26 protein-coding genes are annotated in these 22,447 nt (G+C 72.0%); 17 read left to right on the forward strand and 9 right to left on the reverse strand.

Features of this window, described 5'->3' with window-relative positions:
* Window positions 1–5 precede the first annotated feature (5 nt).
* The 8 genes from ygfZ to ACYVKF_RS11505 all read left to right on the forward strand — a co-directional run bounded on the left by ygfZ (window position 6) and on the right by ACYVKF_RS11505 (window position 5,591).
* Complete coding sequence (gene ygfZ / locus ACYVKF_RS11470; RefSeq protein WP_460966491.1) at window positions 6–1,091, forward strand: CAF17-like 4Fe-4S cluster assembly/insertion protein YgfZ; 1,086 nt, start codon at window positions 6–8, stop codon at window positions 1,089–1,091.
* 52 nt (window positions 1,092–1,143) lie between these two features.
* Window positions 1,144–1,989, forward strand: a complete 846-nt coding sequence (locus ACYVKF_RS11475; RefSeq protein ID WP_460966492.1) for a beta-keto acid cleavage family enzyme — start codon at window positions 1,144–1,146, stop codon at window positions 1,987–1,989.
* Between the two features lie 73 nt (window positions 1,990–2,062).
* Window positions 2,063–2,569: a helix-turn-helix domain-containing protein gene (locus tag ACYVKF_RS11480; protein ID WP_056916364.1), complete on the forward strand. Its 507-nt coding sequence runs from the start codon at window positions 2,063–2,065 to the stop codon at window positions 2,567–2,569.
* A 1-nt stretch (window position 2,570) separates the two neighbouring features.
* A complete protein-coding gene (locus ACYVKF_RS11485) occupies window positions 2,571–3,281 on the forward strand; it encodes a hypothetical protein (protein WP_460966493.1) in 711 nt (236 codons plus the stop codon).
* A 95-nt stretch (window positions 3,282–3,376) separates the two neighbouring features.
* The gene (locus tag ACYVKF_RS11490) at window positions 3,377–4,360 is read left to right on the forward strand and encodes an asparaginase (protein WP_460966494.1); all 984 of its coding nucleotides are present in this window, start codon (window positions 3,377–3,379) and stop codon (window positions 4,358–4,360) included.
* 21 nt (window positions 4,361–4,381) lie between these two features.
* Entirely contained in the window at window positions 4,382–4,807 is a 426-nt protein-coding gene (dtd, locus tag ACYVKF_RS11495) for a D-aminoacyl-tRNA deacylase (RefSeq protein WP_056919654.1), read from the forward strand.
* Window positions 4,808–4,824: 17 nt separating this feature from the next.
* Complete coding sequence (locus ACYVKF_RS11500; protein ID WP_056916368.1) at window positions 4,825–5,163, forward strand: DUF2516 family protein; 339 nt, start codon at window positions 4,825–4,827, stop codon at window positions 5,161–5,163.
* Complete coding sequence (locus tag ACYVKF_RS11505) at window positions 5,160–5,591, forward strand: phosphomannose isomerase type II C-terminal cupin domain (protein ID WP_369818801.1); 432 nt, start codon at window positions 5,160–5,162, stop codon at window positions 5,589–5,591. Before ACYVKF_RS11500 ends, ACYVKF_RS11505 begins: the two co-directional genes overlap by 4 nt.
* On the opposite strand, the gene ACYVKF_RS11510 is transcribed toward ACYVKF_RS11505, so the two are convergent.
* Entirely contained in the window at window positions 5,579–6,382 is an 804-nt protein-coding gene (locus tag ACYVKF_RS11510; RefSeq protein ID WP_460966932.1) for a class I SAM-dependent methyltransferase, read from the reverse strand. The two genes, ACYVKF_RS11505 and ACYVKF_RS11510, sit on opposite strands and share 13 nt — an antisense overlap.
* 43 nt (window positions 6,383–6,425) lie before the next feature.
* Here ACYVKF_RS11510 and ACYVKF_RS11515 point away from each other — a divergent pair, with 43 nt between their 5' ends.
* From ACYVKF_RS11515 to ACYVKF_RS11530, 4 genes are all read left to right on the forward strand, one after another.
* Window positions 6,426–7,208, forward strand: a complete 783-nt coding sequence (locus ACYVKF_RS11515) for a hypothetical protein (RefSeq protein ID WP_056916370.1) — start codon at window positions 6,426–6,428, stop codon at window positions 7,206–7,208.
* 30 nt (window positions 7,209–7,238) lie between these two features.
* The gene (mshA, locus tag ACYVKF_RS11520; protein ID WP_460966495.1) at window positions 7,239–8,552 is read left to right on the forward strand and encodes a D-inositol-3-phosphate glycosyltransferase; all 1,314 of its coding nucleotides are present in this window, start codon (window positions 7,239–7,241) and stop codon (window positions 8,550–8,552) included.
* Window positions 8,549–9,103 carry a YbjN domain-containing protein gene (locus ACYVKF_RS11525; RefSeq protein WP_460966496.1) on the forward strand — a complete coding sequence of 185 codons (555 nt, stop codon included), beginning with the start codon at window positions 8,549–8,551 and terminating at the stop codon, window positions 9,101–9,103. The genes mshA and ACYVKF_RS11525 overlap by 4 nt, the downstream gene beginning before the upstream one ends.
* A gap of 77 nt (window positions 9,104–9,180) precedes the next feature.
* Complete coding sequence (locus tag ACYVKF_RS11530) at window positions 9,181–9,915, forward strand: phosphoglyceromutase (RefSeq protein ID WP_056916372.1); 735 nt, start codon at window positions 9,181–9,183, stop codon at window positions 9,913–9,915.
* On the opposite strand, the gene ACYVKF_RS11535 is transcribed toward ACYVKF_RS11530, so the two are convergent.
* From ACYVKF_RS11535 to phoU, 3 genes are all read right to left on the reverse strand, one after another.
* Window positions 9,912–11,318 carry a hypothetical protein gene (locus ACYVKF_RS11535; RefSeq protein WP_460966497.1) on the reverse strand — a complete coding sequence of 469 codons (1,407 nt, stop codon included), beginning with the start codon at window positions 11,316–11,318 and terminating at the stop codon, window positions 9,912–9,914. The genes ACYVKF_RS11530 and ACYVKF_RS11535 overlap by 4 nt on opposite strands.
* Window positions 11,315–11,845, reverse strand: a complete 531-nt coding sequence (locus tag ACYVKF_RS11540) for a SigE family RNA polymerase sigma factor (RefSeq protein ID WP_056916374.1) — start codon at window positions 11,843–11,845, stop codon at window positions 11,315–11,317. The genes ACYVKF_RS11535 and ACYVKF_RS11540 overlap by 4 nt, the downstream gene beginning before the upstream one ends.
* A gap of 274 nt (window positions 11,846–12,119) precedes the next feature.
* The gene (phoU, locus tag ACYVKF_RS11545) at window positions 12,120–12,806 is read right to left on the reverse strand and encodes a phosphate signaling complex protein PhoU (protein ID WP_056916375.1); all 687 of its coding nucleotides are present in this window, start codon (window positions 12,804–12,806) and stop codon (window positions 12,120–12,122) included.
* Window positions 12,807–12,960: 154 nt separating this feature from the next.
* Here phoU and ACYVKF_RS11550 point away from each other — a divergent pair, with 154 nt between their 5' ends.
* Entirely contained in the window at window positions 12,961–14,157 is a 1,197-nt protein-coding gene (locus ACYVKF_RS11550; RefSeq protein WP_460966498.1) for a sensor histidine kinase, read from the forward strand.
* Window positions 14,154–14,837 carry a response regulator transcription factor gene (locus ACYVKF_RS11555; RefSeq protein WP_056916376.1) on the forward strand — a complete coding sequence of 228 codons (684 nt, stop codon included), beginning with the start codon at window positions 14,154–14,156 and terminating at the stop codon, window positions 14,835–14,837. Before ACYVKF_RS11550 ends, ACYVKF_RS11555 begins: the two co-directional genes overlap by 4 nt.
* Before the next feature lie 51 nt (window positions 14,838–14,888).
* Here ACYVKF_RS11555 and ACYVKF_RS11560 read toward each other — a convergent pair whose 3' ends face one another.
* On the reverse strand, window positions 14,889–15,422 hold the full coding sequence (locus ACYVKF_RS11560; RefSeq protein ID WP_460966499.1) for a hypothetical protein: 534 nt from the start codon (window positions 15,420–15,422) through the stop codon (window positions 14,889–14,891).
* Window positions 15,423–15,618: 196 nt separating this feature from the next.
* Between ACYVKF_RS11560 and ACYVKF_RS11565 the strand changes: the two genes are divergently transcribed.
* Window positions 15,619–16,101 (forward strand): CarD family transcriptional regulator, encoded by a 483-nt coding sequence (locus tag ACYVKF_RS11565; protein WP_056884891.1) that lies wholly within the window; start codon window positions 15,619–15,621, stop codon window positions 16,099–16,101.
* A 17-nt stretch (window positions 16,102–16,118) separates the two neighbouring features.
* Window positions 16,119–16,772, forward strand: a complete 654-nt coding sequence (gene ispD, locus ACYVKF_RS11570; protein ID WP_460966500.1) for a 2-C-methyl-D-erythritol 4-phosphate cytidylyltransferase — start codon at window positions 16,119–16,121, stop codon at window positions 16,770–16,772.
* 29 nt (window positions 16,773–16,801) lie between these two features.
* Here ispD and ACYVKF_RS11575 read toward each other — a convergent pair whose 3' ends face one another.
* Window positions 16,802–17,386, reverse strand: a complete 585-nt coding sequence (locus ACYVKF_RS11575) for a GNAT family N-acetyltransferase (RefSeq protein WP_460966501.1) — start codon at window positions 17,384–17,386, stop codon at window positions 16,802–16,804.
* Between the two features lie 74 nt (window positions 17,387–17,460).
* Between ACYVKF_RS11575 and ispF the strand changes: the two genes are divergently transcribed.
* Window positions 17,461–17,949, forward strand: coding sequence for a 2-C-methyl-D-erythritol 2,4-cyclodiphosphate synthase (gene ispF / locus ACYVKF_RS11580; RefSeq protein WP_200947829.1), 489 nt, complete (start codon window positions 17,461–17,463; stop codon window positions 17,947–17,949).
* Here ispF and ACYVKF_RS11585 read toward each other — a convergent pair.
* The 3 genes from ACYVKF_RS11585 to ACYVKF_RS11595 all read right to left on the reverse strand — a co-directional run bounded on the left by ACYVKF_RS11585 (window position 17,934) and on the right by ACYVKF_RS11595 (window position 22,318).
* Window positions 17,934–18,299, reverse strand: a complete 366-nt coding sequence (locus ACYVKF_RS11585) for a hypothetical protein (protein ID WP_460966502.1) — start codon at window positions 18,297–18,299, stop codon at window positions 17,934–17,936. The genes ispF and ACYVKF_RS11585 overlap by 16 nt on opposite strands.
* Before the next feature lie 100 nt (window positions 18,300–18,399).
* On the reverse strand, window positions 18,400–20,046 hold the full coding sequence (gene acpA / locus ACYVKF_RS11590; RefSeq protein WP_460966503.1) for an acid phosphatase: 1,647 nt from the start codon (window positions 20,044–20,046) through the stop codon (window positions 18,400–18,402).
* Window positions 20,047–20,221: 175 nt separating this feature from the next.
* Window positions 20,222–22,318: an ATP-binding protein gene (locus tag ACYVKF_RS11595; RefSeq protein ID WP_460966504.1), complete on the reverse strand. Its 2,097-nt coding sequence runs from the start codon at window positions 22,316–22,318 to the stop codon at window positions 20,222–20,224.
* Window positions 22,319–22,447 lie beyond the last annotated feature (129 nt).

Raw genomic sequence — 22,447 nt, forward strand, 5'->3', positions numbered from 1 at the left:
CCCGCATGACGCAGACCCCGACCACCCCCACCGAGCTCCGCGACCCCACGGTTCCCGTCGAGGACGTTCCTGCCCCCGTGACCCGGTCGGTCCTGCTGTCTCGGCCCGGCGCGGTGGAGGGTGACGGGCCGGACGTGGGGGTGGCGGCCCACTACGGCGACCCGCTGCGCGAGCAGCGCCTCCTCGTCGAGGGCCTGGCCGTCGTGGACCTCTCCCACCACGGGGTGGTCACCGTCACCGGTCCAGACCGCCTCTCGTGGCTGCACTCCATCACCACCCAGCAGCTGACCGGGCTCGGCCCGCGGGAGTCGCGCGAGTCGTTGGTGCTCAGCCCCAAGGGCCACATCGAGCACGACCTGCACCTCGTCGACGACGGTGAGACGTCCTGGATCATCACCGAGCCCGGCACCGCTCCGGCGCTCGTGCGCTGGCTCGACTCGATGCGGTTCATGCTGCGGGTCGAGGTCGCGGACGTCAGCGCCGACTGGGCGGTCCTCGGCGAACCCTCCGGTGCCGAGGCCCAGCCCGGCGAGCTCCTCGCGTGGCGTGACCCGTGGCCGGGGCTGGTCGGTGACACCGCGGCATACGGCCCGGTGGAGGGGCACCCCGCGCAGGGGCGCGCCTGGCGCGAGGTCCTCGTGCCCGTCGCCGAGCTCGAGGCGACGGTCGGCGACCGCGACCTGGCTGGTTCGTGGGCGGCCGAGGCGCTGCGCGTCGCCGCCTGGCGCCCGCGCCTGGGGTTCGAGACCGACCACCGCACCATCGCCCACGAGACCGACTGGCTGCGCACGGCGATCCACCTGCACAAGGGGTGCTACCGCGGTCAGGAGACGGTCGCCCGGGTCCACAACCTGGGGCGTCCGCCGCGCCGCCTGGTCTTCCTGCACCTCGACGGGTCGGGCCACACCCTTCCGGAGCGCGGGGAGCCGGTGCTGCTCGGCGACAAGACCGTCGGGCTGCTCACCTCCGTGGCCCGCCACCACGAGGACGGCCCGATCGGGCTCGCGTTGGTCAAGCGCAACACCCCCCTCGACGCGACCCTCGTCGTCGGTGGCGTGAGCGGCAGCCAGACGGAGGTCGTCGCTCCCTGACCTCGGCCCGGCTGCCGACGACCGCCGGAGGCGTCCTGCCATGATGTCCGCCATGGCCACGACCCCCGGCACCCTGATCACCGTCGCGCCCACGGGCGCCGAGCTGTCCAAGTCCGACTTCCCGCAGCTGCCGACGACGCTCGAGGAGCTCGTCGAGACCGCGGTCGCCTGCGAGGCTGCCGGTGCCTCGATGATCCACCTGCACATCCGCGACGGTGAGCACCGCCCGACGCTCGACCACGGCCACCTCAAGGCCGCCGTGGACGCCCTTCGTGAGCAGACGTCGCTCGTCGTCCAGCTGTCCACCGGCGGCAGCGTGCACGACCCCCTCGAGCAGCGCCTGACCGTGCTCGACGCGGAGCCGGACTCCTGCTCGCTGACCTGTGGCACCACGAACTTCGGCGACGACGTCTTCCTCAACCCCTACGGCTTCATGTCCGACCTGTACGTCCAGGCGCAGGAGCGCGAGGTCGTCCCGGAGTTCGAGCTGTTCGACCTCGGCCACGTCGCCGCCCTGGCCCGCCTCATCGACGCGCACGGCCTGCCCTTCGGGGGGAAGGTCCACGTCGACTTCGTGACCGGTGTGCCCGGCGGTATGCCGGGAACCCCGGCCGCCCTGCTCGCCGGCGTCGCGATGCTCCCGGCCGAGGTCACGTCCTGGGCCGCGACGGGGATCGGCCGCACGCACCTGCCGATCGCCGCCGCCGCACTCGCCGCGGGCGGCCACCTGCGGGTCGGGATGGAGGACAACGTGGTGTTCTCCCGCGGGGTCCAGGTCCAGCACAACCGCGAGCTGGTCGAACGCGCCGCCCACCTCGCCGAAGTCATGCAGCGCCCGGCGATGTCGACCCAGGACGCGCGTTCGATGCTCGGGGTCAAGGACCGCCGCACCGCCTGACCTGTCGCGGTGTGGTCACCATCACGCTGCCTGCAGTTTGCGTTCTGCTAACTGGAGCAAGCATGATGGAGGCATGAGCCGACTTCCACTGGGACCCCTGGGCGGTGACAGCCTCGGTGACTACCTGCGTGAGCAGCGTCAGTCCGCGAAGCTCTCGCTGCGCCAGCTGTCCGAGCTGGCAGGCGTCTCGAACCCCTACCTGTCGCAGATCGAGCGGGGCCTGAAGAAGCCCAGCGCCGAGATCCTCCAGCAGCTCGCCAAGGGCCTCGAGGTCTCCGCCGAGTCGCTCTACGTACGGGCCGGGATCCTCGACGAGCGCCACGGCCACCCGGCCGAGGCGCCCGACACCCGGGCCGTCATCGGCGCCGACCCGCGACTCAGCGACCGCCAGAAGTCCGCCCTGCTGGACATCTACGACTCCTTCGTCGGCGGCGACCCCGCCCCGACGAGCCGCACCCGCAAGGCCGCGGCGCCCCGCACGGGCGGCACGAAGGCCGCGACTCCCCGGAGCCGCAAGCCCTCGACCGCCACGCGAACGAGCAAGCGCAGCACGCCCTCCACCACCACCCAAGGAGACTGACATGGCACTCGTTGCCGACATCCGCAAGAACGTCATCGACACCACCCCCGTGTTCGCCGTGGTCGGCCTGACCGACCTCGCCGTCGAGAAGGTCCGCGACGCCCGCGTCCGCGCCACCACGGTCGGCCTCGAGCTCACCAACGACCTCAAGGCAGACCTGAACCCGGCTGCCATCCAGACCAAGGCCCAGGCGCGCGTGTCCGGTGTGGCCGAGCAGGCCCAGGAGCTCCCGGCCCTGGCCCTGAACCGCAGCCTCGAGCTGGCCGGAAAGGCGCAGGAGTCCTACGAGACCGTCGCCGCCCGGGGCGAGAAGCTCGTCAAGCGCGTGCGCACCCAGAAGGCCACCAAGGACCTCATCGCCCAGGCCGAGACCACGGTCGCCCTCGGCAAGGGTGCGGTCACCACCGTGCGCAAGTCTGCCAACGAGATCCAGCGCTCCGCCAAGGCCACGCTGACCACCGGTCGCAAGGAGGCCGCCACGGTCGCTGACGCCGTCGCCAGCTCGGTCGCCGTCGAGGCCACCGAGGTCGCCACCGCGGCCAAGGAGTCCGCGAAGCGCACCCGCACGGCTGCCAAGCGCACCTCCACCACCGCCAAGAAGTCGGCCACCGCGACCAAGACCGCCACCAAGCGCGCGACCACCGGTGCCCGCAAGACCGCCTCCACCGCGAAGAAGGCCACCGCCACGACCGCGGCCAAGGTCGGCGACTGATCACGGTCCTGCCCTGAGCAGACTCTGCGCAGGCCCCCACCCGGCAACGGGTGGGGGCCTGCGTCGTCCCGCGGGCCGTGGCTAGGCTCGGGAGGGTGAGCACGCCGCATACCGTCACCCCGCCCGCCCTCGACGACGCCCCCGTCCTCGCGCACTACGTGCGCGGCGGGTTCGTGGAGTCCGCCCACCGGGCCTCGGTGGTCGTGACCGCCGCGGACGGCGGCGAGCACCTGCTGGCGCTCGGCGCCGTCGACGACCCGGTGTTCCCGCGGTCGTCCAACAAGCCGGTCCAGACGCTGGCCATGGTCCGTGCGGGCCTGCGTATGCCGCCGGCGCACCTCGCGCTCGCCTCCGCGAGCCACTCGGGCGAGGACTTCCACCTCGCCGCGGTGCGCGAGATGCTCGCCTCCGTCGGGCTGACCGAGGGCGCGCTGCAGAACACCCCGGACTACCCCGTCAACGAGGAGGCCCGCGAGGCGGTCATTCGCAGTGGCGGCGGCAAGCTCCCCATCACCCAGAACTGCTCCGGCAAGCATGCCGCGATGCTGGCCACCTGCGTCGTGAACGGCTGGGACACCGCCACCTACCGCGACCCCTCGCACCCGCTGCAGGTCGCGATCGCGCAGACGCTGGCCGAGCTGACCGGTGTCGATATCACCTCGACCGCCGTCGACGGCTGCGGTGCGCCCGTCATGGCCGTCACGCTCGCCGGTCTCGCCCGCGCGTTCGGGACGATGGCGTCCGCGCCCGCCGGGACCCACGAGGCCGAGGTGGCCGACGCCATCCGCGCGAACCCCGCGTACCTCGGCGGCACCGGCCGCGACGTCACCGCCCTCATCGAGCACACCCCCGGCCTCATCGCCAAGGACGGGGCTGAGTCCGTGTATGCCGTGGGGCTGGCCGACGGGCGCGGGATCGCCCTCAAGGTCGCCGACGGCTACCCGCGGGCCAAGCCAGTGATCCTGGCTGCCGTGCTGCGCCACCTCGGCGTGGAGTCGGCGGCCATCGCCCAGCTCGAGCACTCCCCGGTCCTCGGGCACGGCGAGCCGGTCGGCGCGATCGTGGCCGTCAACCTCTGACCCGGGCAGCCTGAGCCAGTCGTGCGCGCGGTCGTGCAGCGGGTCTCCTCGGCCTCGGTCACCGTCGACGGCGAGGTCGTCGGCGCGATCGAGCGCCCCGGGCTGCTGGTGCTGGTCGGTGTCACCCACGACGACGGCCCCGAGCAGGTCGCGACGTTGGCCCGCAAGATCGCCGACCTGCGGATCCTGCGCGACGAGCGGTCGGTCTCGGACGTCGGTGCGCCGGTGCTGGTCGTCAGCCAGTTCACCCTCTACGCCGACACCCGCAAGGGCCGTCGGCCGTCGTGGGGTGCAGCCGCACCGGGACCGGTGGCCGAGCCGCTGGTCGAGGCCGTGGTCGAGGCCCTGAGGGGCCGGGGCATCGACGTGGCGACGGGACGGTTCGGCGCGGACATGCAGGTCTCCCTGGTCAATGACGGCCCGGTGACACTGGTCCTCGAAGTCTGACGTCTAGGCTGGGGCCCATGTTCGCACTCGGGAGCCTCCAGGCCGTGGTGACCCTGCTGCTCAGCCTCCTGGCCTTCGCAGCCGAGGTCTTCGCGCTCGTCGACGGCCTGCGCTACCGGCCCGAGGTCTACCTGGCGGCGGGCAAGCGCACGAAGAAGTTCTGGACGATCGTCCTCGGGGTCGCGGTGGTCCTGGGCTTCGTCTCCATCGGCGGCGGCGGCCGGATCTTCTCCATCGGCCTCATCGCCTTCGTGGCGGCCGCCATCTACCTCGCCGACGTCCGGCCCGCCCTCCGGTCGATGGTCGGTCGTGGCGGCAGCGGGAACCAGCACATGGGCCCCTACGGACCGTGGTGAACGACGTGGCCGACGAGCTGGTGGACGACAGGGTGAAGGACGACGTGGTGAAGGACGACGGGGGAGTGCAGATGCGGGACCCGCGCGACGAGACGTTCGTCCAGGAACGTCCCTGGGGGCAGTTCGAGCAGTTCGTGTCCAACGAGCGCGTGACGGTCAAGATCATCACCGTCCAGCCGGGCCACCGACTCTCGCTGCAGACCCACGAGAACCGTGGTGAGTTCTGGCAGGTTCTGGACGGTCCCATGGAGGTCACCGTCGGTGACCGCACGTGGGTCGCGGCCTCGGGCGAGAAGGTCTGGGCACCGCAGGGATCGGTCCACCGCATGGCCAACCACGGCGACGCCCCGGGCCGCATGCTCGAGGTCGCCTTCGGTGACTTCGACGAGGCCGACATCGTGCGGCTCCAGGACGACTACGCCCGCTGACCACCGGGGGCGACGGCGTCCCAGGCGACGGTGAGCTCACCCAGGCGCCAACGGCTCGGCCCGTCGAGCAGCGGCCAGCCGTCGTCCCGCAAGGTCGTCGCGGTGGCGAGGAACCGTTGCCGCACACCGAAGCTCGCGTGGTGCGCCGAATGTGCCCAGGCGCGGTCGAGGGCGCCGAGCCACGCGTGCACGGGTTCGCCGGGGACGTTGCGGTGGATCAGGGCCTTGGGCAGCCGCTCCGCGATGTCGGAGGGTGCGTCGAGTGCGCGCAACCGCCAGGAGAGCGTGAGCGAGACGGGGCCGGTGCGGTCGACGGCGACCCACGTGCTGCGCCGACCCAGCTCGTCGCACGTCCCGTCGACCAGGAGGCCGTCGTCGGTGAGGCGCTCGCGCACGGTGTCCCACGCGGGCCCGACCTGCGACTCGTCATACTGCCGCAGGACGTTGAACGCCCTCACCACGGTCGCCCGGCGCCCGTCGTCGAGCGGCACCTCGAACCCGCCCAGCCGGAAGGCCAGCCCCTCGCGCGCCAGGGACCGGCCCAGGGCGACGCGGGCCGGGTCGATCTCGACGCCGACGACCTCGACGTCCGCACGTACCACGCGGAGGCGGTCGTGCAGCTCGACGGCGGTGACCGGTGAGGCGCCGTAGCCGAGGTCCACGACGACCGGCGGGTCCACGGCGCGGCGCAGGCGCCACGCCTGGGGGCCGGCCAGCCAACGGTCGACCCGGCGGAGGCGGTTGGGGTTGGTGGTTCCCCGGGTGATCGTCCCGACCGGCCGTTGCACCACCACGGCAGCAGCGTACGGCGCACCGCGGCCTAGGGTTGGCTCCGTGCACTGGCGCGAGAGGAACATCAGCCGCAGCATGGTCGCGCTGGTGGCCTCGCTGAGCGCCCTCGCCCTGCTCGGGCTCTGGACCCAGCTGCCCGGGTGGCTGGGTCGGGACGCCGGCGTCAGCGACGTCTCGCCCGGCCTGCTGCGGGTGGCACCCGGTGCCAAGGGGGTGGCCACCCTCGGCGGCGGGGTGACGGTGTCCCTGTATCCCGACGGGATGCGGATCGTGCGCGGCCAGAGCCTGCTCACCCAGACCGTCATCGGCGGCTCGATGATCAGTGCGGTCGAGGGCCGGGCGACCGGGACCGGCGCGGACACCGACGAGCACGTCACCCGCCGCCTGAGCAACCTGTCGATCGACGAGCTGGTGTTCCTGCCCGGGCGGGCGACGTACTTCGGGACGGTCTCGGACGGGGCGCTCTCGATGCCGGTGGTGATCCGTATCGAGCTGGCCGGGTCGGTGATCCGCGTCGGCGCCTCCGTCAACGGAGCGGACGGCATCGTGTGGCACCTCGACCACCGCCCGCTGACGACCGGACTGCGGCCGGCCCTCCCGGCCCGCAACCTGCGCGGCACGGCGGCGTGGATCTCCCCGGGGAGCGTCGAAGGGCAGGGCGCCTTCTCCACGAACCTGGGGACCGACGTCGGGGTGGGACCCGGACGGGTGGCACGCGGGGTGGACGTGCGGGCCGACGGCCGCATCGACGTGCACATCTGGTCCGACGCGGGGTTCCTCACCATCTCGTCGTACGCGCGTCCGCAGCCCGCCCCGTCGGGGTGACGAGGGGTCCGCAGTGGCAGACTCGGGAGCATGGGCTCCCGCGACCGCATCGACCGTGTCGCCATGCTCAGCGTCCACACCTCGCCGCTCGAGCAGCCGGGCACCGGTGACGCCGGTGGCCTCAACGTGTACGTCGTCGAGGTGGCCCGTGAGCTGGCCAAGCGGGACGTCGAGGTCGAGATCTTCACGCGCACGACCACGGCCGAGCTCGCCCCCACCGTCGAGCTCGAGCCGGGGGTGCTGGTCCGCCACGTGACGGCCGGACCCTACGAAGGGCTCGGCAAGAACGACCTCCCCGGCCAGCTGTGCGCCTTCGCCGCTGGAGTCATGCGCACGGGCGCGCACGCCCCCGAGGACCACTACAGCCTCGTCCACTCGCACTACTGGCTCTCGGGCCAGGTCGGCTGGCTGGCGGCCGACCGGTGGCAGGTGCCGCTCGTGCACACGATGCACACCATGGCCCGGGTCAAGAACCGCCACCTCGCGGACGGCGACGCCCCGGAGCCGTCCGGCCGCGAGATCGGCGAGCTCCAGGTCGTCGAGGCCGCCGACCGCCTCATCGCCAACACCGCGGGGGAGCGGGCCGAGCTGATCGACCTGTATGCAGCGGACCCCGACAAGGTGGTCGTCGTGCCCCCCGGGGTGGACCTGTCCGTCTTCTCGCCGGGCGACCAGCGCGCGTCGCGGGCCCTGGTCGGCGTGGCGCCGGACGCGAAGGTGCTGCTCTTCGTCGGGCGGATCCAGCCGCTCAAGGCCCCCGAGGTGCTCGTCAAGGCAGCCGCAGAGCTGATCGGCCGCCACCCCGAGTGGCGCGGACAGCTCGTCGTGGCGGTTCTCGGCGGGCCGAGCGGGTCCGGGCTCGAGCACCCGGAGTCGCTGCAGGAGCTGACGGTGGCGCTGGGGCTGACGGCGCAGGTGCGGTTCGTCCCGCCGGTGTCCCGCCCCGAGCTCGCCCACTGGTACCGGGCGGCCGACCTGGTCGCGGTGCCGTCGCACTCCGAGTCGTTCGGTCTCGTCGCCGTCGAGGCGCAGGCCTGCGGCACCCCGGTCGTCGCCGCTGACGTCGGTGGCCTGCCGACGGCCGTGGGTGACGCCGGCGTGCTCGTCGCCGGGCACGACATCCCCACCTGGGCCGACGCCCTGGAAGGACTGCTCATGGACCCCACGCGCCGAGAGGCCTTGTCCCACAAGGCCGTCGAGCACGCCGCACTGTTCGGCTGGGACCGCACCGCCGACCGGCTGTACGAGGTCTACATCGAGGCGATGCGCGCCCGCGAACGGGTCTCCGACCCGCCGTCACCCAACGGTGCGCTCGTCGGCGTGCCCCCGGCGGTGACGCCGTGAGCGGTCAGCCCGGCGCCGGGAGCAGGGACCAGTCCGCGCCGGCTGGGCTCGCCGGGGTGCTCGAGGGCTACCTCGCCGACGCCGGCATCGAGTGGGAGCCGGGCGCGCGCTCCGGCGAGTACGTGCTCACCCTGCCGGGCGAGAAGAAGCTCAAGACGGTGGCGTCGCTCGTGGCCGGCGAGTCGTCGCTGTCGGTGTCGGCGTTCGTCATCCGCAACCCCGACGAGAACCACGAGACCTTCTACCGCTACCTGCTCCGCAAGAACCTGCGCCTGCCCGGCCTGGCCTACGCCATCGACACCGCCGGTGACGTCTACGTCACCGGCCGCCTGCCCGCGGACGGGGTCGACGCGGCATACCTCGACCAGCTCCTCGGCGCGCTGCTGGGCGCCGCCGACACGCACTTCAACGAGCTGCTCGCGATCGGGTTCCGCACGAGCATGCAGAAGGAGTGGGACTGGCGGGTGTCGCGCGGGGAGTCGCTGCGCAACCTCGAAGCGTTCCGGCACCTCCTCGACGGTCGGTCGGCGGCGGACGCCCCAACGTCCTGAGACGGCCCTGAGACGCCCCTGAGACGGCCCTGAGACGGCCCCTGCGCGGTGCCGCGCACGGTCACTACGCTGGACCCATGGCATACACCCTCATCCTGCTGCGCCACGGGCACTCCGACTGGAACGCCAAGAACCTCTTCACCGGCTGGGTCGACGTCGACCTCAACGACCAGGGTCGCGACGAAGCGGTCGCAGGCGGAAAGTTGTTGAAGGACAAGGGAGTTCTGCCGACCGTCGTGCACACGTCGGTGCTGCGCCGGGCGATCACCACGGCCAACCTGGCGCTCGACGCCGCCGACCGCCACTGGATCCCGGTGCGCCGTGACTGGCGGCTCAACGAGCGCCACTACGGCGCGCTCCAGGGCCTGGACAAGGCGGCTACCCGTGAGAAGTACGGCGACGAGCAGTTCATGCTGTGGCGCCGCTCGTTCGACACCCCGCCTCCGCCGATCGAGGTGGGTTCGGAGTTCGACCAGTCGGGCGACCCCCGCTACGCCGGTGTCGAGGTCCCCCGCACGGAGTGCCTCAAGGACGTCATCGCGCGGATGATGCCGTACTGGGAGGGCGCCATCCAGGACGACCTGCGGGCCGGTGAGACGGTGCTCGTCACCGCCCACGGCAACAGCCTGCGCGCCCTGGTCAAGCACCTGGACCAGATCAGCGACGAGGACATCGCCGGCCTGAACATCCCGACCGGCCAGCCGTTGGTCTACACCCTCGGCGAGGACTTCATGCCGACCAAGCCGGCCGAGTACCTCGACCCGGAGGCGGCCGCCGAGGCAGCCGCCGCTGTCGCCAACCAGGGCCGCTAGGGCTGGCCGCCCTCCATCCAGGAGTTAGAGGCGGGGAGCTCGACCGGCCAGCGCCCGCTCTCTGCACCTGAGCGGTCGTACGTGACCACCTCGTAGGGGGTGGCGCCCTCGGCGGGCATCGGGGTCGTCAGCACTGCTGAGCCGTTGCGTACGGTGACGAGGTCGCTGGGCGGGTAGATCGTCGGTGCGGCCGAGACCAGCCGCACGGTGGACGCGTCGGGCGCGAACACCTGGTAGGACATGCGGCCGGTCTTCTGGTCGGGGCCCTGGATGGTGAACGGCCGTCGTTCCGCCGTGGCGGCGGCGATGGGCACCGAGGTCGCGAGCTCGCTGGCGCTGCCGGTTCCTGCGGGGGTGCTGCTGACCAGCAGCGCGCTGCGCAGGACCTGGCCGCCGGGGAGTGTCGCGTCCACGACGAGTAGCCGGTGAGTCTGCTTGTCCCCGGTGCCGTCGGTGATGCCCGCGCGTCCAGCCACCGTGGCATCGGCGGGTCCGAAGTACCGCGTCGTGGTCGTGACATCGGAGGCGTCGATCCCCAGGTTCGTGGCGACGGTCTCGCCCATCGCCAGCTCCGCCTTGACCCTGAAGTCGTCCGGTGCGCAGTTGAAGCAGATCGTGCCCTTGCCCTCCGGGGCCCTGGTCGGCGTCCCCGTCAGCAGGACGGGTGAGCCGGTCCCGCTGCCGTCCTTCACCCGGGTCAAGGACGGCGGGGAGCCCTTGAGCACTGCCGAGTAGACCCCGTCGGTGGTCCGGACCGGGGCGAAGGCCTCGCGGGTGACGGTGCCGTCGAGGGCGATCTGGACGGTCCGCGAGACGGAGAGTTCGGCCGGTCCCGGGGTCGTGAGCACCACGAGGCGGGAGTCGTCGTCGCTGTTCTCCCGCACGGTGACCAGTCCGCCATCCTCGACCTCGGCCTCCGACACCCGGCGCAGCTCGTCGACGGTCGCGCCCAGGCGCCCGCTGTACATGGTGAGCCCCGCACTGGTGCTGTCCGTGTACGGGGTCCAGGCGACGACGACACGGGTCCGGTCCAGGTCGGCGGCGAAGAGGATGTTCGTGGCGCCGAACCGGGCGCCCACCGCGTCCAGGAAGGCCTTGTCGGTGGACAGGGAGCCGCGGGTCGGCCAGGTCGTGTACGAGTGCCAGCGTGGGTCGTTCGGGCCGGGCACGATGACCTGGGTGCGCTTGGCCGGCAGCGTCGACCGGTGGTCCCCTTGGCTCAGGCCGGGCACGAGGACCGCGACGGCGGCAACGGCTGCCACGGCACCGATCGCTGCGCCGCGGCGGCGTCGGCGGCTCGTGACGACGGCGCCCGTGACCCGCTCGTAGGGGTCGAACGCGGGTCCGTCGAGCTCGTCGGCACGGGCCGCCAGGGCGTCGCGGAGCTGGGTCTCGAGGCTCATGACAGGCTCCTCTCGGGGGCGCCGTTGGTCTGTTGGAGCACGGTGCGGAGGCGGTCGAGGCCGCGGGAAGCCTGGCTCTTCACCGAGCCGAGCGACATGCCGAGCGCGTCGGCCGTGGCCGCCTCGGAGAGGTCGTCGAAGTAGCGCAGCACGACCACGGCGCGCATCCGTGGAGGAAGGGCGAGCACCGCCCGGGCGACCTCGTCGCGGGTGTCGTACGCGGCATACGCGTCGCCGGTGGCCCGGTCCGCGTGGGTGGGGACCTCGCCGAGGGTCTCGGCGACCCGGCGGCGACGCCACCAGGAGGCGGACTCGTTCGCCAGTGCGGCGCGGGTGTAGGCGTAGGGGCCACCCGAGGTCTCGTCGCGGGAGATGTGGTCCCACCGGCGGTGCACCTTGACCAGCACCTGCTGCACGAGGTCCTCTGCCCGCCCCTGGTCGCCGGTGAGCAGGTAGGCCGTCCGGACCAGGGCGTTCCAGCGCGCCTGCACGAAGCGGCGGAACTCCTCCTCGCCTCCTGCGTCCACGTCCCACCCCTGCCTGCCCCGGCCGACCTGGCGTCGGCACCCACCCCCTAGACGCGGGTCAGCATGCCGCAGGTTGAGAGCGGTGGGAGATATTTCGGACGACTCACCCCGACACGCAGGCAAAGCGGGGGTTGTTCGGCAAGACCGGGTCGTGCAAGTCCCGTGTCCCCGAACAACCCCCGCTTTGCCGTGTCGCCGTGTCGCGGTGAGGCGGTCGCCGTGTCGCCGTGTCGCGGTGAGGCGGTTGCGCTGTGTCGCGGGTGGTGCGGTGGACCTACAGCGTGGGGCTGTGGTCCTCCTGCTCCTCGTGGTCCTCGGCGACGTCCCACTCGCCGGTGACGAGGTAGACGACCCGGTGGGCCACCGAGACGGCGTGGTCGGCGAACCGCTCGTAGTAGCGACCGACCAGCGTCATGTCGACGGCCGCCTCGGTGCCGTGCTTCCACGTCCCGTCGATGAGGTGGCTGAACAGCGTGCGGTGCAGCTCGTCCATCGCGTCGTCGTCGCGCTCGAGCGTCTTGGCGTCCTCGACGTCCTTGGCCGCGATGACCTGGCCGCACTTGGCGACGATGCGCTCGGCGACCTGGCCCATCTGCAGGATGGTCGCCCGGATGTCCGCGGGCACGGCCGACTCGGGGTACCGCAGCCGTGCGACCTTGGCGACGTGGCGGGCGAGGTCGCCCATCCGCTCGAGGTCGGCACTCATGCGCATGGAGGTGACCACCATGCGAAGGTCCGTGGCGACCGGCTGCTGCCGGGCCAGGAGGTCGATGGAGAGGGCGTCGAGCCCCTCACGCATGCGGTCGAGCTCCTTGTCGGCCTGGATGACCGACTCGGCGAGCTGGATGTCGGCGTCGAGGAGGGCGGTCGTGGCCCGGGACATGGCCGACCCCGCCAGGCGGGTCATCTCGACGAGCTGGTCGGAGATGGTGTCGAGGTCCTCGTGAAAAGCGTCGCGCATTACTTCCCTAGCGTGAGTGCGGTGGAGCGTGCGAGCCGAGGCTCCCACGGGGCAGTGAACGGTCGGATGACCTCAGGTGAACATCTGGGGGTCCCGTGCGGGCCGGTCCTGATTCCGGACCGGACCGGTATGGCGCGCACCGTACATTGGGATCGTGGATGCGACCACTGCCGCCGTGCTGGCCGGGTTCGCCGGGCTGCTCACCGGTGCCCTGGCCGTCATCGCCGTGCGCTACTCCGAGCGCCAGCAGACGCAGCTGCCGGACTCGACGCCCTTGGCCACCTCGCTGCCGCCGGGTGTGGGCGACGTCCTCGCGGTGCTGCGGTCGAGCGCCATCGTCGTCGACTCGGCGGACGCCGTCACCAAGATGTCGCCGGCGGCCGTCGCCTACGGCCTGGTGCGGGACGGGGAGCTCGTCCACGCCGAGCTGCGGCACCTCGCCCGGCAGGTCCGCCGCGACGGGGTGATCCGCGAGTCGCAGCTCGAGCTGTCACGTGGTCCGCTCGGCCAGGGCCGGTCCATCATGCAGGCGCGGGTCGCCCCGCTCGGCAGCAGCCACGTGCTGCTCCTCGTCGAGGACCACACCCAGGCCAGGCGCGTCGAGGAGGTCCGCCGGGACTTCGTCGCCAACGTCAGCCACGAGCTCAAGACCCCCGTCGGCGGCATCGGCCTGCTCGCCGAGGCGATCCTCGACGCGAAGGACGACCCGGTCGCGGTCGAGCGGTTCGCCGGCCGCATGCAGGTCGAGAGCCACCGCCTCGCCCAGCTGGTCAAGGAGATCGTGGACCTGTCGCGCCTGCAGGTCGCCGACACGCTGCACGAGCCGCGCCTCGTCGACGTGACCGCTGCGGTGCACGAGGCCATCGACTACTCGCGGGTCGGCTCCGACGCCAAGCAGATCGAGATCGCCGAGGCGTGCGCGCCCGACCTCAAGGTGTTCGGCGACGAGGACCTGCTCGTCACCGCCGTCCGCAACCTGATCGGCAACGCCGTCGCCTACTCGGGCAACGGGACTCGCGTCGCGGTCGGCGGTCGCCTCAACGGCGACATGGTCGAGATCACCGTGACCGACCAGGGCCAGGGCATCCCGCAGGCCGAGCAGGCGCGCATCTTCGAGCGGTTCTACCGCGTCGACGGCGCGCGCTCGCGCGCCACGGGTGGCACCGGCCTCGGCCTGGCCATCGTCAAGCACATCTGCGCCAACCACGGTGGCGACGTCACCGTGTGGAGCGAGGAGGGCCGTGGATCCACGTTCACGATCCGCCTCCCCGCCGCCGCCGACCGCTCCGGCGGCCGGATCGACCCTGCTTTCCCCACAGCCGCACCGTCCCAAGGAGACCCCCGCGCATGACCCGAATCCTGGTCGTCGAGGACGAGGTGTCGTTCTCCGACCCCTTGTCCTACCTGCTGCGCAAGGAGGGCTACGAGGTGGCCGTCGCCGAGACCGGACCGGAAGCCCTCGAGGACTTCGACCGGTCGGGTGCCGACCTCGTCCTGCTCGACCTCATGCTGCCCGGCCTGTCCGGGACCGAGGTGTGCCGTGCGCTGCGCCAACGGTCCAACGTGCCCGTGATCATGCTGACCGCCAAGGACAGCGAGATCGACAAGGTCGTGGGCCTCGAGATCGGCGCCGACGACTACGTCACCAAGCCGTACTCGTCCCGCGAGCTGCTGGCCCGGATCAAGGCCGTGCTGCGACGGCTGTCCGAGCCCGAGGACCTGGTCCCGGCGACCATCGAGGCGGGCCCGGTCCGCATGGACGTCGAGCGCCACATCGTCACCGTCTCCGGCGAGACGACGCAGCTGCCGCTCAAGGAGTTCGAGCTGCTGGAGATGTTGCTGCGCAACACCGGTCGTGTGCTCACGCGGATGCAGCTCATCGACCGGGTGTGGGGCAGCGACTACGTCGGCGACACCAAGACGCTGGACGTCCACGTGAAGCGGCTGCGCGCCAAGATCGAGCCCGACCCGGCCGACCCGCGCTTCATCGTCACCGTGCGCGGGCTCGGCTACAAGTTCGAGTCCGACTAAGACGTATGGCGCGGAGTCGGCTCCGCGCCATACCCCCGTGGCCGGGGGAGGTCAGGGGGTGGCGGTCGTCGTGGTCGCGGACGGTGCCGGGGTGGGCGCGAGCGTCGCGTAGTAACCGGAGGGGGGCAGCACCGGAACCGTCACGACCGCAGCCGGGGCCGTCGGCGACTGGACCGTGAGCTGGACGACGTCGCCGGGGCTCACGGGCACCGAGGGCAGCTGCACCTGGGTGGTGTCGGACAGCCTGGCCTCGGAGTGTGCGGCGGACTGGGCGAACACCGGCTTGGCCTGCGGGAGGGCGAACGCGAGGCGCTGGGAGTCGCCGCTGGTGTTGGACACCGAGGCCGACAGCACGCCGGGCTGGTCCTTGCCTGAGCTGATCACCACGAGGTCGCGCAGCTGGACGCTGCCGAGGTCGACGGCCACGCCGTCGGCCGGTGCGTAGGCCTGGTCGGTCTGGATCGGCGACTGGGTCTGGCACGCGGACAGGGCCAGCGCGGCACCGAGCACGGCCACCGGAACGAGTCGACGCAGGGGCGAGGGGCGGCCTGCGGAGCGGGCGGCCAGCGGGGTTCGGCGCATCACGGGGACAGCCTACCGGGCCTCGTGCCGACGGTGCGCACCCGTGCGCGTTGCACGGAAGAGTGCATCCTGTCAAGACCGAAATCATTGCCCCATAAGGCATTTCCATGCCCCTGACCAGCGCAAACGTGAACCGGACTGCTTTCCCGTCCCCGGCGTGGCGTGATATTCTGAGGGTCGCGAAAGGGGAAAACAGCACATGGTTTTCAAGGTCGGCGAGACGGTCGTGTACCCCCACCACGGGGCTGCACTGATCGAAGAAATCAACACCCGCACGATCAAGGGCGAGGAGAAGATCTACCTCAAGCTCAAGGTGGCCCAAGGCGACCTGACGATCGAGGTTCCTGCAGAGAACTGCGAGGACATCGGTGTGCGTGACGTCGTCGGACAGGAGGGCCTGGACAAGGTCTTCGCGGTCCTGCGCGCTCCCCACACCGAGGAGCCGACCAACTGGTCGCGCCGCTACAAGGCCAACCTCGAGAAGCTCGCCTCCGGCGATGTCATCAAGGTGGCCGAGGTCGTTCGCGACCTGTGGCGTCGGGACAAGGACCGTGGCCTGTCGGCCGGCGAGAAGCGCATGCTCGCCAAGGCACGTCAGATCCTCGTCTCCGAGCTGGCTCTGGCCGAGAAGACGAACGAGGACAAGGCTGAGGCCATCCTCGACGAGGTTCTCGCGTCCTGAGCGCCGCCGTCGTCCTCGTGGCCGGTGGCCAGGGGACCCGGCTCGGGGCTGCCCAGCCCAAGGCGTTCGTCGACCTCGACGGAACGTCACTGCTCGAGCACGCCGTGACTCGAGCGCTCGGGGCACCTGAGGTGTCCCACGTCGTCATCGTCGCGCCCGTCTCCCACCTCAGGGAGGCGGGCGCGATCGCGTCCCGGAGCAGTCGCCCGCAGGATGTCCAGGTCGTCAGGGGTGGGGCCGAGCGCACGGACTCGGTTGCGGCGGGGATGCGCGCCCTGCGCCCGGACGACGGGATCGTGCTCGTCCACGACGCCGCGCGCTGCCTCGCGCCGTCGTCGTTGTTCAGCAGACTGGTCCACGAGGTGCGCTCCGGCCACCCGGCGGTCGTGCCGGGTCTGCCGGTGACGGACACCATCAAGCAGGTCGACGACGACGGTGTCGTCGTGGCGACGCCCGATAGGTCGCGCCTGCGCGCAGTCCAGACGCCGCAGGCGTTCCTGCGCGAGGTCCTCGAGCACGCGCACGCCTCGGGCGCCCACGCGACCGACGACGCCGCGCTGGTCGAAGCCGTGGGCGGTCACGTGCGGGTCGTCGAGGGGCACCGGCTCGCGTTCAAGGTGACGACCCCCGACGACCTCGCCACCGCGCGGCGCCACCTCGATGACGCCTGACGCCTGACCCCCAGACCTCTGGCGAGGGATCAGCGCGTGAGCGCCGCGACCACCTCGTCCCACGTCGCCACGGGGGCGGTCGGTGCGGGAGCGTGCAGGGTGCTCATCCAGCCGTCGAGCAGACGACCCCGCTCGACGAGCAGGTCCGGCACGAACGTCGGCACCGGGAACCCCGCCCGCCACACCGCCTTGGCGCTGCCCCAGTTGCCGGCGTGCGCCTCCCAGCGCACCGTGCGGAAGGCGAGCTCCCCGAAGGCGTGCGCCACCACCATGCGGACGCTCTCCGACATCACACCCCGCCCGCGGAAGCCCTGGTGGGTGGCGAAGCCCAGTGACCCGGCCCCGGCGTCGACCGCCAGGATCCGCAGGTCGATCGACGCGGCATACCGGCCGTCCACCTCCACGGCCCAGCAGATCTGGTCCGGCGACGGGGCGGTGAACTCCGTGACGTAGTCGACGGCCATCTCGCGGGTGTACTCGAGCGGCACGGTGGTGAACCGGCGCGAGAGCGGGTCGACCGCGCGCTCCAGGACGCCCTCGGCGTCGGACTCGCGGTGGGGGCGCAGGGTGACCAGGTCGCCGGTGAGGACGGGGATCGGCAGCGGTTCGCTCATGCGCGGCAACGCTAACGGGCAGGCAGGGAGGGGCTCACCCGATTTTGCCCGCGCGGCGGTGGTTGGATGGCGCCATGGTGCCCACCGGTATGCCGCGCACGGGGATCGGCGTGGACGTCCACGCCTTCTCGACCGACCCGACCCGCGAGCTGTGGGTGGCCGGCCTGCACTGGCCGGGGGTGGGCCTGGCCGGGCACTCCGACGCCGACGTGGCCTGCCACGCCGCCTGCGACGCCCTGTTCTCGGCCGCGGGGATCGGTGACCTCGGCCTGCACTTCGGCACCGACCGCCCGGAGTGGGACGGCGCGGCCGGCCGCACCCTGCTCGCCGAGGCCGCTCGGCTGGTGCGGGAGGCCGGGTTCGAGATCGGCAACATCGGCGTCCAGGTCATCGGCACCACCCCGAAGATCGGCACGCAGCGCCACCTCGCCGAGCAGGTGATGTCGGCGGCGGTCGATGCCCCCGTGTCGGTCAGCGGCACCACGACCGACGGGTTGGGCCTCACCGGCCGCGGCGAGGGCCTCGCCGCCATCGCGACCGCGCTGGTCTACTCCTCGTCCTGAGGCCAGTCGGTCGCAGGGGCGGCTGTCCGCTCCGAGCGGCCGCTGACCACGGCCGCGACGAGCAGCCCCAGGCCGACCAGCTGCATCGTTGCGGCCAGCATCCCCAGTGCGTTGATGAGCAGGCTCCCACCCACCAGCATCCGGCCCGTTGTCATGATCGAACCACTGATCGTGAGGTTGGTCAGGACACCCAGCAGGAGGAGTCCGAATCCGGCCGCGCCCAGGTGTGCCCATCCGGCGTCGGGCTGCATCCTGCGGCCGACGACGACCACTCCGACCACCAGCACCATGGCGTTGAGCACGCCCGGTAGCAGCGCGAACGCTACTGCCGTGTGCGTGAATCCGTTCATGCGGTTTCCCCCTCATGTCGTGGCGGTCACGGTACCCCGACGGGCTCGGGCCCGGACCGCGTTCGCGGTCCGGGCCCGAGGTGGCTGTCGTGCGTCGGTGCTAGTGGCGACCGGGTCGGTCGTCGTCGCGCCCGTCGCGCCCGTCGTGCCGTCCACCGACGGCCACGGCCTGCGCGAGGTCGGAGACCTTGGCGTCACGCGGCGACAGCGGTGCCAGGCCCCACGCGTGCTCGATCGTGGCGAGGATCGACGTGGTGTCGTAGCTCGCGTGGCTGACGCCCGAGTGCTTCATGCCGGCCGACAGCACCAGGGCGGGGACCCGGGTGCCGGGGCCCCACGCGTCGGCCTTCGGCGGCGCGACGTGGTCGTAGGACCCGCCGAACTCGTCGTAGGTCACGACCACGAGGGTCTTGTCGGCCTGCGGTCCGCTGGTGATGGTCTTCAGCAGGTCGACGAGGTGGTCGCTCCCCGTGTGCTCGCTGGCGTACCCGGGGTGCTCGTTCTCGGAGCCGTAGGGCTTGACGAAGCTGACCTGGGGGAGCGTGCCGTTCTTCGCGGCGGCCAGGAACTTGTCCTCGTCCTGCAGGTGGGAACGTCCCGGGGCGCCGGCCGCATAGTTCGCGAAGTAGTTGAACGGCTGGTGGTGGTACTGGAAGTTGGCACCCGGGTGCCCGGCGACGGCGTCGTCCCAGCCCCCGGCATACCAGTTCCAGCTCACGCCCTTGGCGCTGAGGCGGTCGCCGATGTTGGGGTACTTCGCGTCGTCGATGAGCGGGATCTTGGCGCCGCTGCCCGAGGGCGTCGAGGACGGCTGCACCGTGTTGACTGCGTAGTCGCCACAGGCGGCGACGGGGTCATTGCCCCCGGCGGCGCACTTCTGGGTGAGCTGACCGTCGACCACTGCGCTCGTCGGCGTGTACAGCGGGTACGTGTTCACCATCCCGTTGCGGTCCAGCACCGAGCTCTTCGCACCGAGAGCCCCGCCGGAGGTGTCCAGCGGTGCGCGGGCGGAGATGAGGAACTGGTGGTTGAGGAACGAGCCACCGAAGGCGCCCTGGAAGAAGTGGTCGGCCAGGACGTAGTTGGGGGCGTCGTGCGAGTGGAGGTACTGGTAGATCGGCAGGGCCTTGGTGTCGTACCGCCCCATCGTCAGGCCGACCGCGTCCGACCCGGTGACGTAGCGGTCCTGCTTGCCACCGTCGAGCTGGTACTGCTCCTGGTAGAAGCGGTGCACCTGGTCGCGGGTGCAGCCACCGGGCAGCCCGCTGCCCTTCGCGACACCGTTGGGGGCGAAGACGCCCTCGGGCGCGCAGGTGGTGTCGGACGGCTTGATGTAGTCGTCAATGGTGAAGGCCTTGTTGGCGAAGTTGCTCGCCGCGACGCCGTGACCGGCGTCCTGGCAGGTGTTCGGCTGCGGGGGCGTGGTCAGGTTGACGTCGTCCTGCAACAGGCATCCGTATGCCGTGCCGTCCTGGGCGACCTGCGTCACCGCGGGCGCGGTGGCACCGTCCACGCGGTCGCCGCCGACGCGGCCCCACGAGCCGTAGAGGTTGTCGAACGAGTGGTTCTCCTCGTAGATGACGACGAGGTTGGTGTAGCCGCCGGGCAGGGCTCCGGGCCGGGCGTGGTGCCCCGAGTGGTCGGGGCCTGCCCCGGTCGGGCTCGAGGCGAGGGCGGTGCCGGGTACTGCGAGCGCAGCGGCGCCGAGCAGCGCTGCGCCGAGGACGGCGGTGGTGCGTCTGGTCACGTGGATCCTCCTGGGTGCGGGTGCGCGGTCGGCGCACCAGGACCAACCTGCTCGAACCACCCCGAGCCACCCATGACGGATGTCACGGGTGGTGGTGAACTCTGGGCGAAGGGGGTGCGGCGATCCGCCGCTGCGCAGGACCGTCTTCCAGCCCGTCGATCCACGGGAGCTGCGGTCAGCCGAGCGACACGCCCACCCGTGACAGGGGCAACCGCAGGCGCACCCGGGTGCCGCCCTCGGCGCGGGGTCCGACCTCGAACGAGGCCCCGGCCACCTGGGCACGGTCGCGCATGCCCGAGAGGCCGAGGTGCCCCGGGCGGTCGCGGTCCTCGTCCTCCCCGATGCCGCGTCCGTCGTCGTCGACGGTGACGACGGCATCGCCGTCCGAGACGGCGAGCTCGACCACGACGGTGGTGGCCCCGGCGTGCTTGCGCGCGTTCACCAGCGCCTCCTTGACCACCCGGTGGATGGTGACCCGCTCCGCCTCGGGGACGGGCAGGTCGGACTCCCCGGCCACCCGGACCTCGACGTCGCTGCCGGCGAAGATGAAGGCGGCGGCATCCTGCACGGCCTCGGCCAGGCTCAGCCCGTCGGGCAGCGACTCGAGGTCGAACAGCAGGTTGCGCAGGCGTTCGGTGGCGGTCGAGACGATCTCCTGGAGGGTCTCGACGTCGTTCGTCAGGGACGGCGCCTCGGCAGCGAGGTGCCGCCGCAGCAGGCCCAGGCGCAGGGCCACCGCGGCAAGCGCCTGGACCGGGTCGTCGTGGACGTCGTCGGCGATGCGGGCGCGCTCGTCCTCCTGGGCCTGGACGAGCCGCTGGAGCAGGCGGGCCCGCTGCTCGGCCAGGTCGTGCAGCGCCCGTTCGTTGCGGCGGCGCTCGCTGACGTCCCGCTGGATGGTCGCCACGACCACGCCGTCGGCATCGGTGTCGTCGTGGACGACGAAGGTCGAGACCTCCACGGGCACGTTCGGGCGGCCGTCGACGGGCACGACCTCGGCCTCACCGGTGAACTGTCGACGGCGCAGGAGCTCGGGCCAGCGCCGGTCGAAGGTGGTCGCCCCGACTCCCGGCACGACCTCGGAGACGTGCAGGCTCGTCACGTCGAAGTCGCCCGGGAGCCCGAGCATCCGTCGCCCGGCAGGGTTGAGGTACATCAGCTGACCCCCCGCCCCGGCCATGCCGATCAGCTCGCCCGAGGCGTCGACGAGGGACTTGAAGAGGTTGAGGTCCACGGTGGCGACACCGACGACGCGGTGGGCCTCGACCTGCACCGAGCGCACGGTGAGCACGCCCCGTGTGACGGCGAGGACGCCGCCGACCGCGTAGCAGGCCAGTGCGGGTCCGACAGCCGGGATGAGCAGACCAGAGAGACTGAGCATGGCGATGACGATCGCGACGAGGACGGCGGGCACGACCACCGCCGACGTGAGGTCGGCGGCAGGGAGGTCACCTCGGCGCCGGACCGGCTGGGGTGTCGCCCGGGACGTCCCCACGGAAGGCCCGACCGCGGTTGCCACCAGGATCGTGCCCACCAGCGAGAGCGAGGCCACCCAGGTCCCCGGCCGCCACGCCCCCTGGGCCAGCAGGACGAAGTAGCTCACGTCGACCGCGACCACGGCCAGGACTCCCCCCAGCAGCACCAGGTCGGAACGGGCCACCCGGGAGCGGGTCGTCGTGAGGAAGGCGGCACCGGCCATGAGGAGCGCGACGTCGAGGGCCGGGTAGACGATGTTCATGACGACCGCCGAGGTGGGCACCCCGTCGGCGGTGAGGGTCCGCAGGGGGCCGTCGAGTGCGTGCGCGGCGAGACCGAGGGCGACCAGCGCCGCACTGACGCCGTCCAGCACGATCAGCGACCCGCGCCGTCGCGACAGGTCGCTCAGCCTGAGCGCCAGGGCCGCGAACAGGGTGAGCGACGAGGCGACCCAGGCGGCATCCGCCCAGGACGGGTACGAGGGGGTGCGGCCCAGGCTGAGGGCCGTCAGCGAGACGTCGAAGCCGACCGCCCGCAGCACGAGGAACGCCACGACGAGCCAGACCGCCGCACCGGTCGTGCGCCGGTGCCGCGCGCCGACGAGCCCGAGCAGGGCGACGACGGTGTAGGCACCGCCCTGCAGGAGTCCGTCGAAGCGCTCGTCGAAACCCGGGCGTGGCCGGACGCCGGGGAGGGTCCAGACGGCGTAGGCCACGACCAGCAGCACGGCGAGCAGCAGCAGCGCGCGGTACGCGGCCGCGGTCGGCCTGGTGCCGGTCTCGCTCGTGGTGCTCATGCTCGACCCCCTCGCCGGGCAGGGCGCGAACGCCTGTGCGTGGCACCCTACGCTCCCGGAACCGGGTCAGGGGCGGGTCAGCCCAGTTCGGGGGGCTGCTCGTGGTTCGGCTCGTGGAGCCCGCGCCGG

The sequence above is a fragment of the Pedococcus soli genome (genome assembly GCF_054782575.1).

Excerpts from the sequence above, each read along its gene's own strand:
- ACYVKF_RS11585 (WP_460966502.1), bottom strand. The coding sequence starts at position 18,299 with ATGAACGGATTCACGCACACGGCAGTAGCGTTCGCGCTGCTACCGGGC.
- ACYVKF_RS11475 (WP_460966492.1), top strand. The coding sequence starts at position 1,144 with ATGGCCACGACCCCCGGCACCCTGATCACCGTCGCGCCCACGGGCGCC.
- ACYVKF_RS11595 (WP_460966504.1), bottom strand. The coding sequence starts at position 22,318 with ATGAGCACCACGAGCGAGACCGGCACCAGGCCGACCGCGGCCGCGTAC.
- ACYVKF_RS11480 (WP_056916364.1), top strand. The coding sequence starts at position 2,063 with ATGAGCCGACTTCCACTGGGACCCCTGGGCGGTGACAGCCTCGGTGAC.
- ACYVKF_RS11500 (WP_056916368.1), top strand. The coding sequence starts at position 4,825 with ATGTTCGCACTCGGGAGCCTCCAGGCCGTGGTGACCCTGCTGCTCAGC.
- ACYVKF_RS11555 (WP_056916376.1), top strand. The coding sequence starts at position 14,154 with ATGACCCGAATCCTGGTCGTCGAGGACGAGGTGTCGTTCTCCGACCCC.
- ACYVKF_RS11485 (WP_460966493.1), top strand. The coding sequence starts at position 2,571 with ATGGCACTCGTTGCCGACATCCGCAAGAACGTCATCGACACCACCCCC.
- ACYVKF_RS11530 (WP_056916372.1), top strand. The coding sequence starts at position 9,181 with ATGGCATACACCCTCATCCTGCTGCGCCACGGGCACTCCGACTGGAAC.
- ACYVKF_RS11565 (WP_056884891.1), top strand. The coding sequence starts at position 15,619 with ATGGTTTTCAAGGTCGGCGAGACGGTCGTGTACCCCCACCACGGGGCT.
- mshA (WP_460966495.1), top strand. The coding sequence starts at position 7,239 with ATGGGCTCCCGCGACCGCATCGACCGTGTCGCCATGCTCAGCGTCCAC.
- phoU (WP_056916375.1), bottom strand. The coding sequence starts at position 12,806 with ATGCGCGACGCTTTTCACGAGGACCTCGACACCATCTCCGACCAGCTC.
- ACYVKF_RS11535 (WP_460966497.1), bottom strand. The coding sequence starts at position 11,318 with ATGAGCCTCGAGACCCAGCTCCGCGACGCCCTGGCGGCCCGTGCCGAC.
- ACYVKF_RS11575 (WP_460966501.1), bottom strand. The coding sequence starts at position 17,386 with ATGAGCGAACCGCTGCCGATCCCCGTCCTCACCGGCGACCTGGTCACC.
- ispF (WP_200947829.1), top strand. The coding sequence starts at position 17,461 with ATGGTGCCCACCGGTATGCCGCGCACGGGGATCGGCGTGGACGTCCAC.
- ygfZ (WP_460966491.1), top strand. The coding sequence starts at position 6 with ATGACGCAGACCCCGACCACCCCCACCGAGCTCCGCGACCCCACGGTT.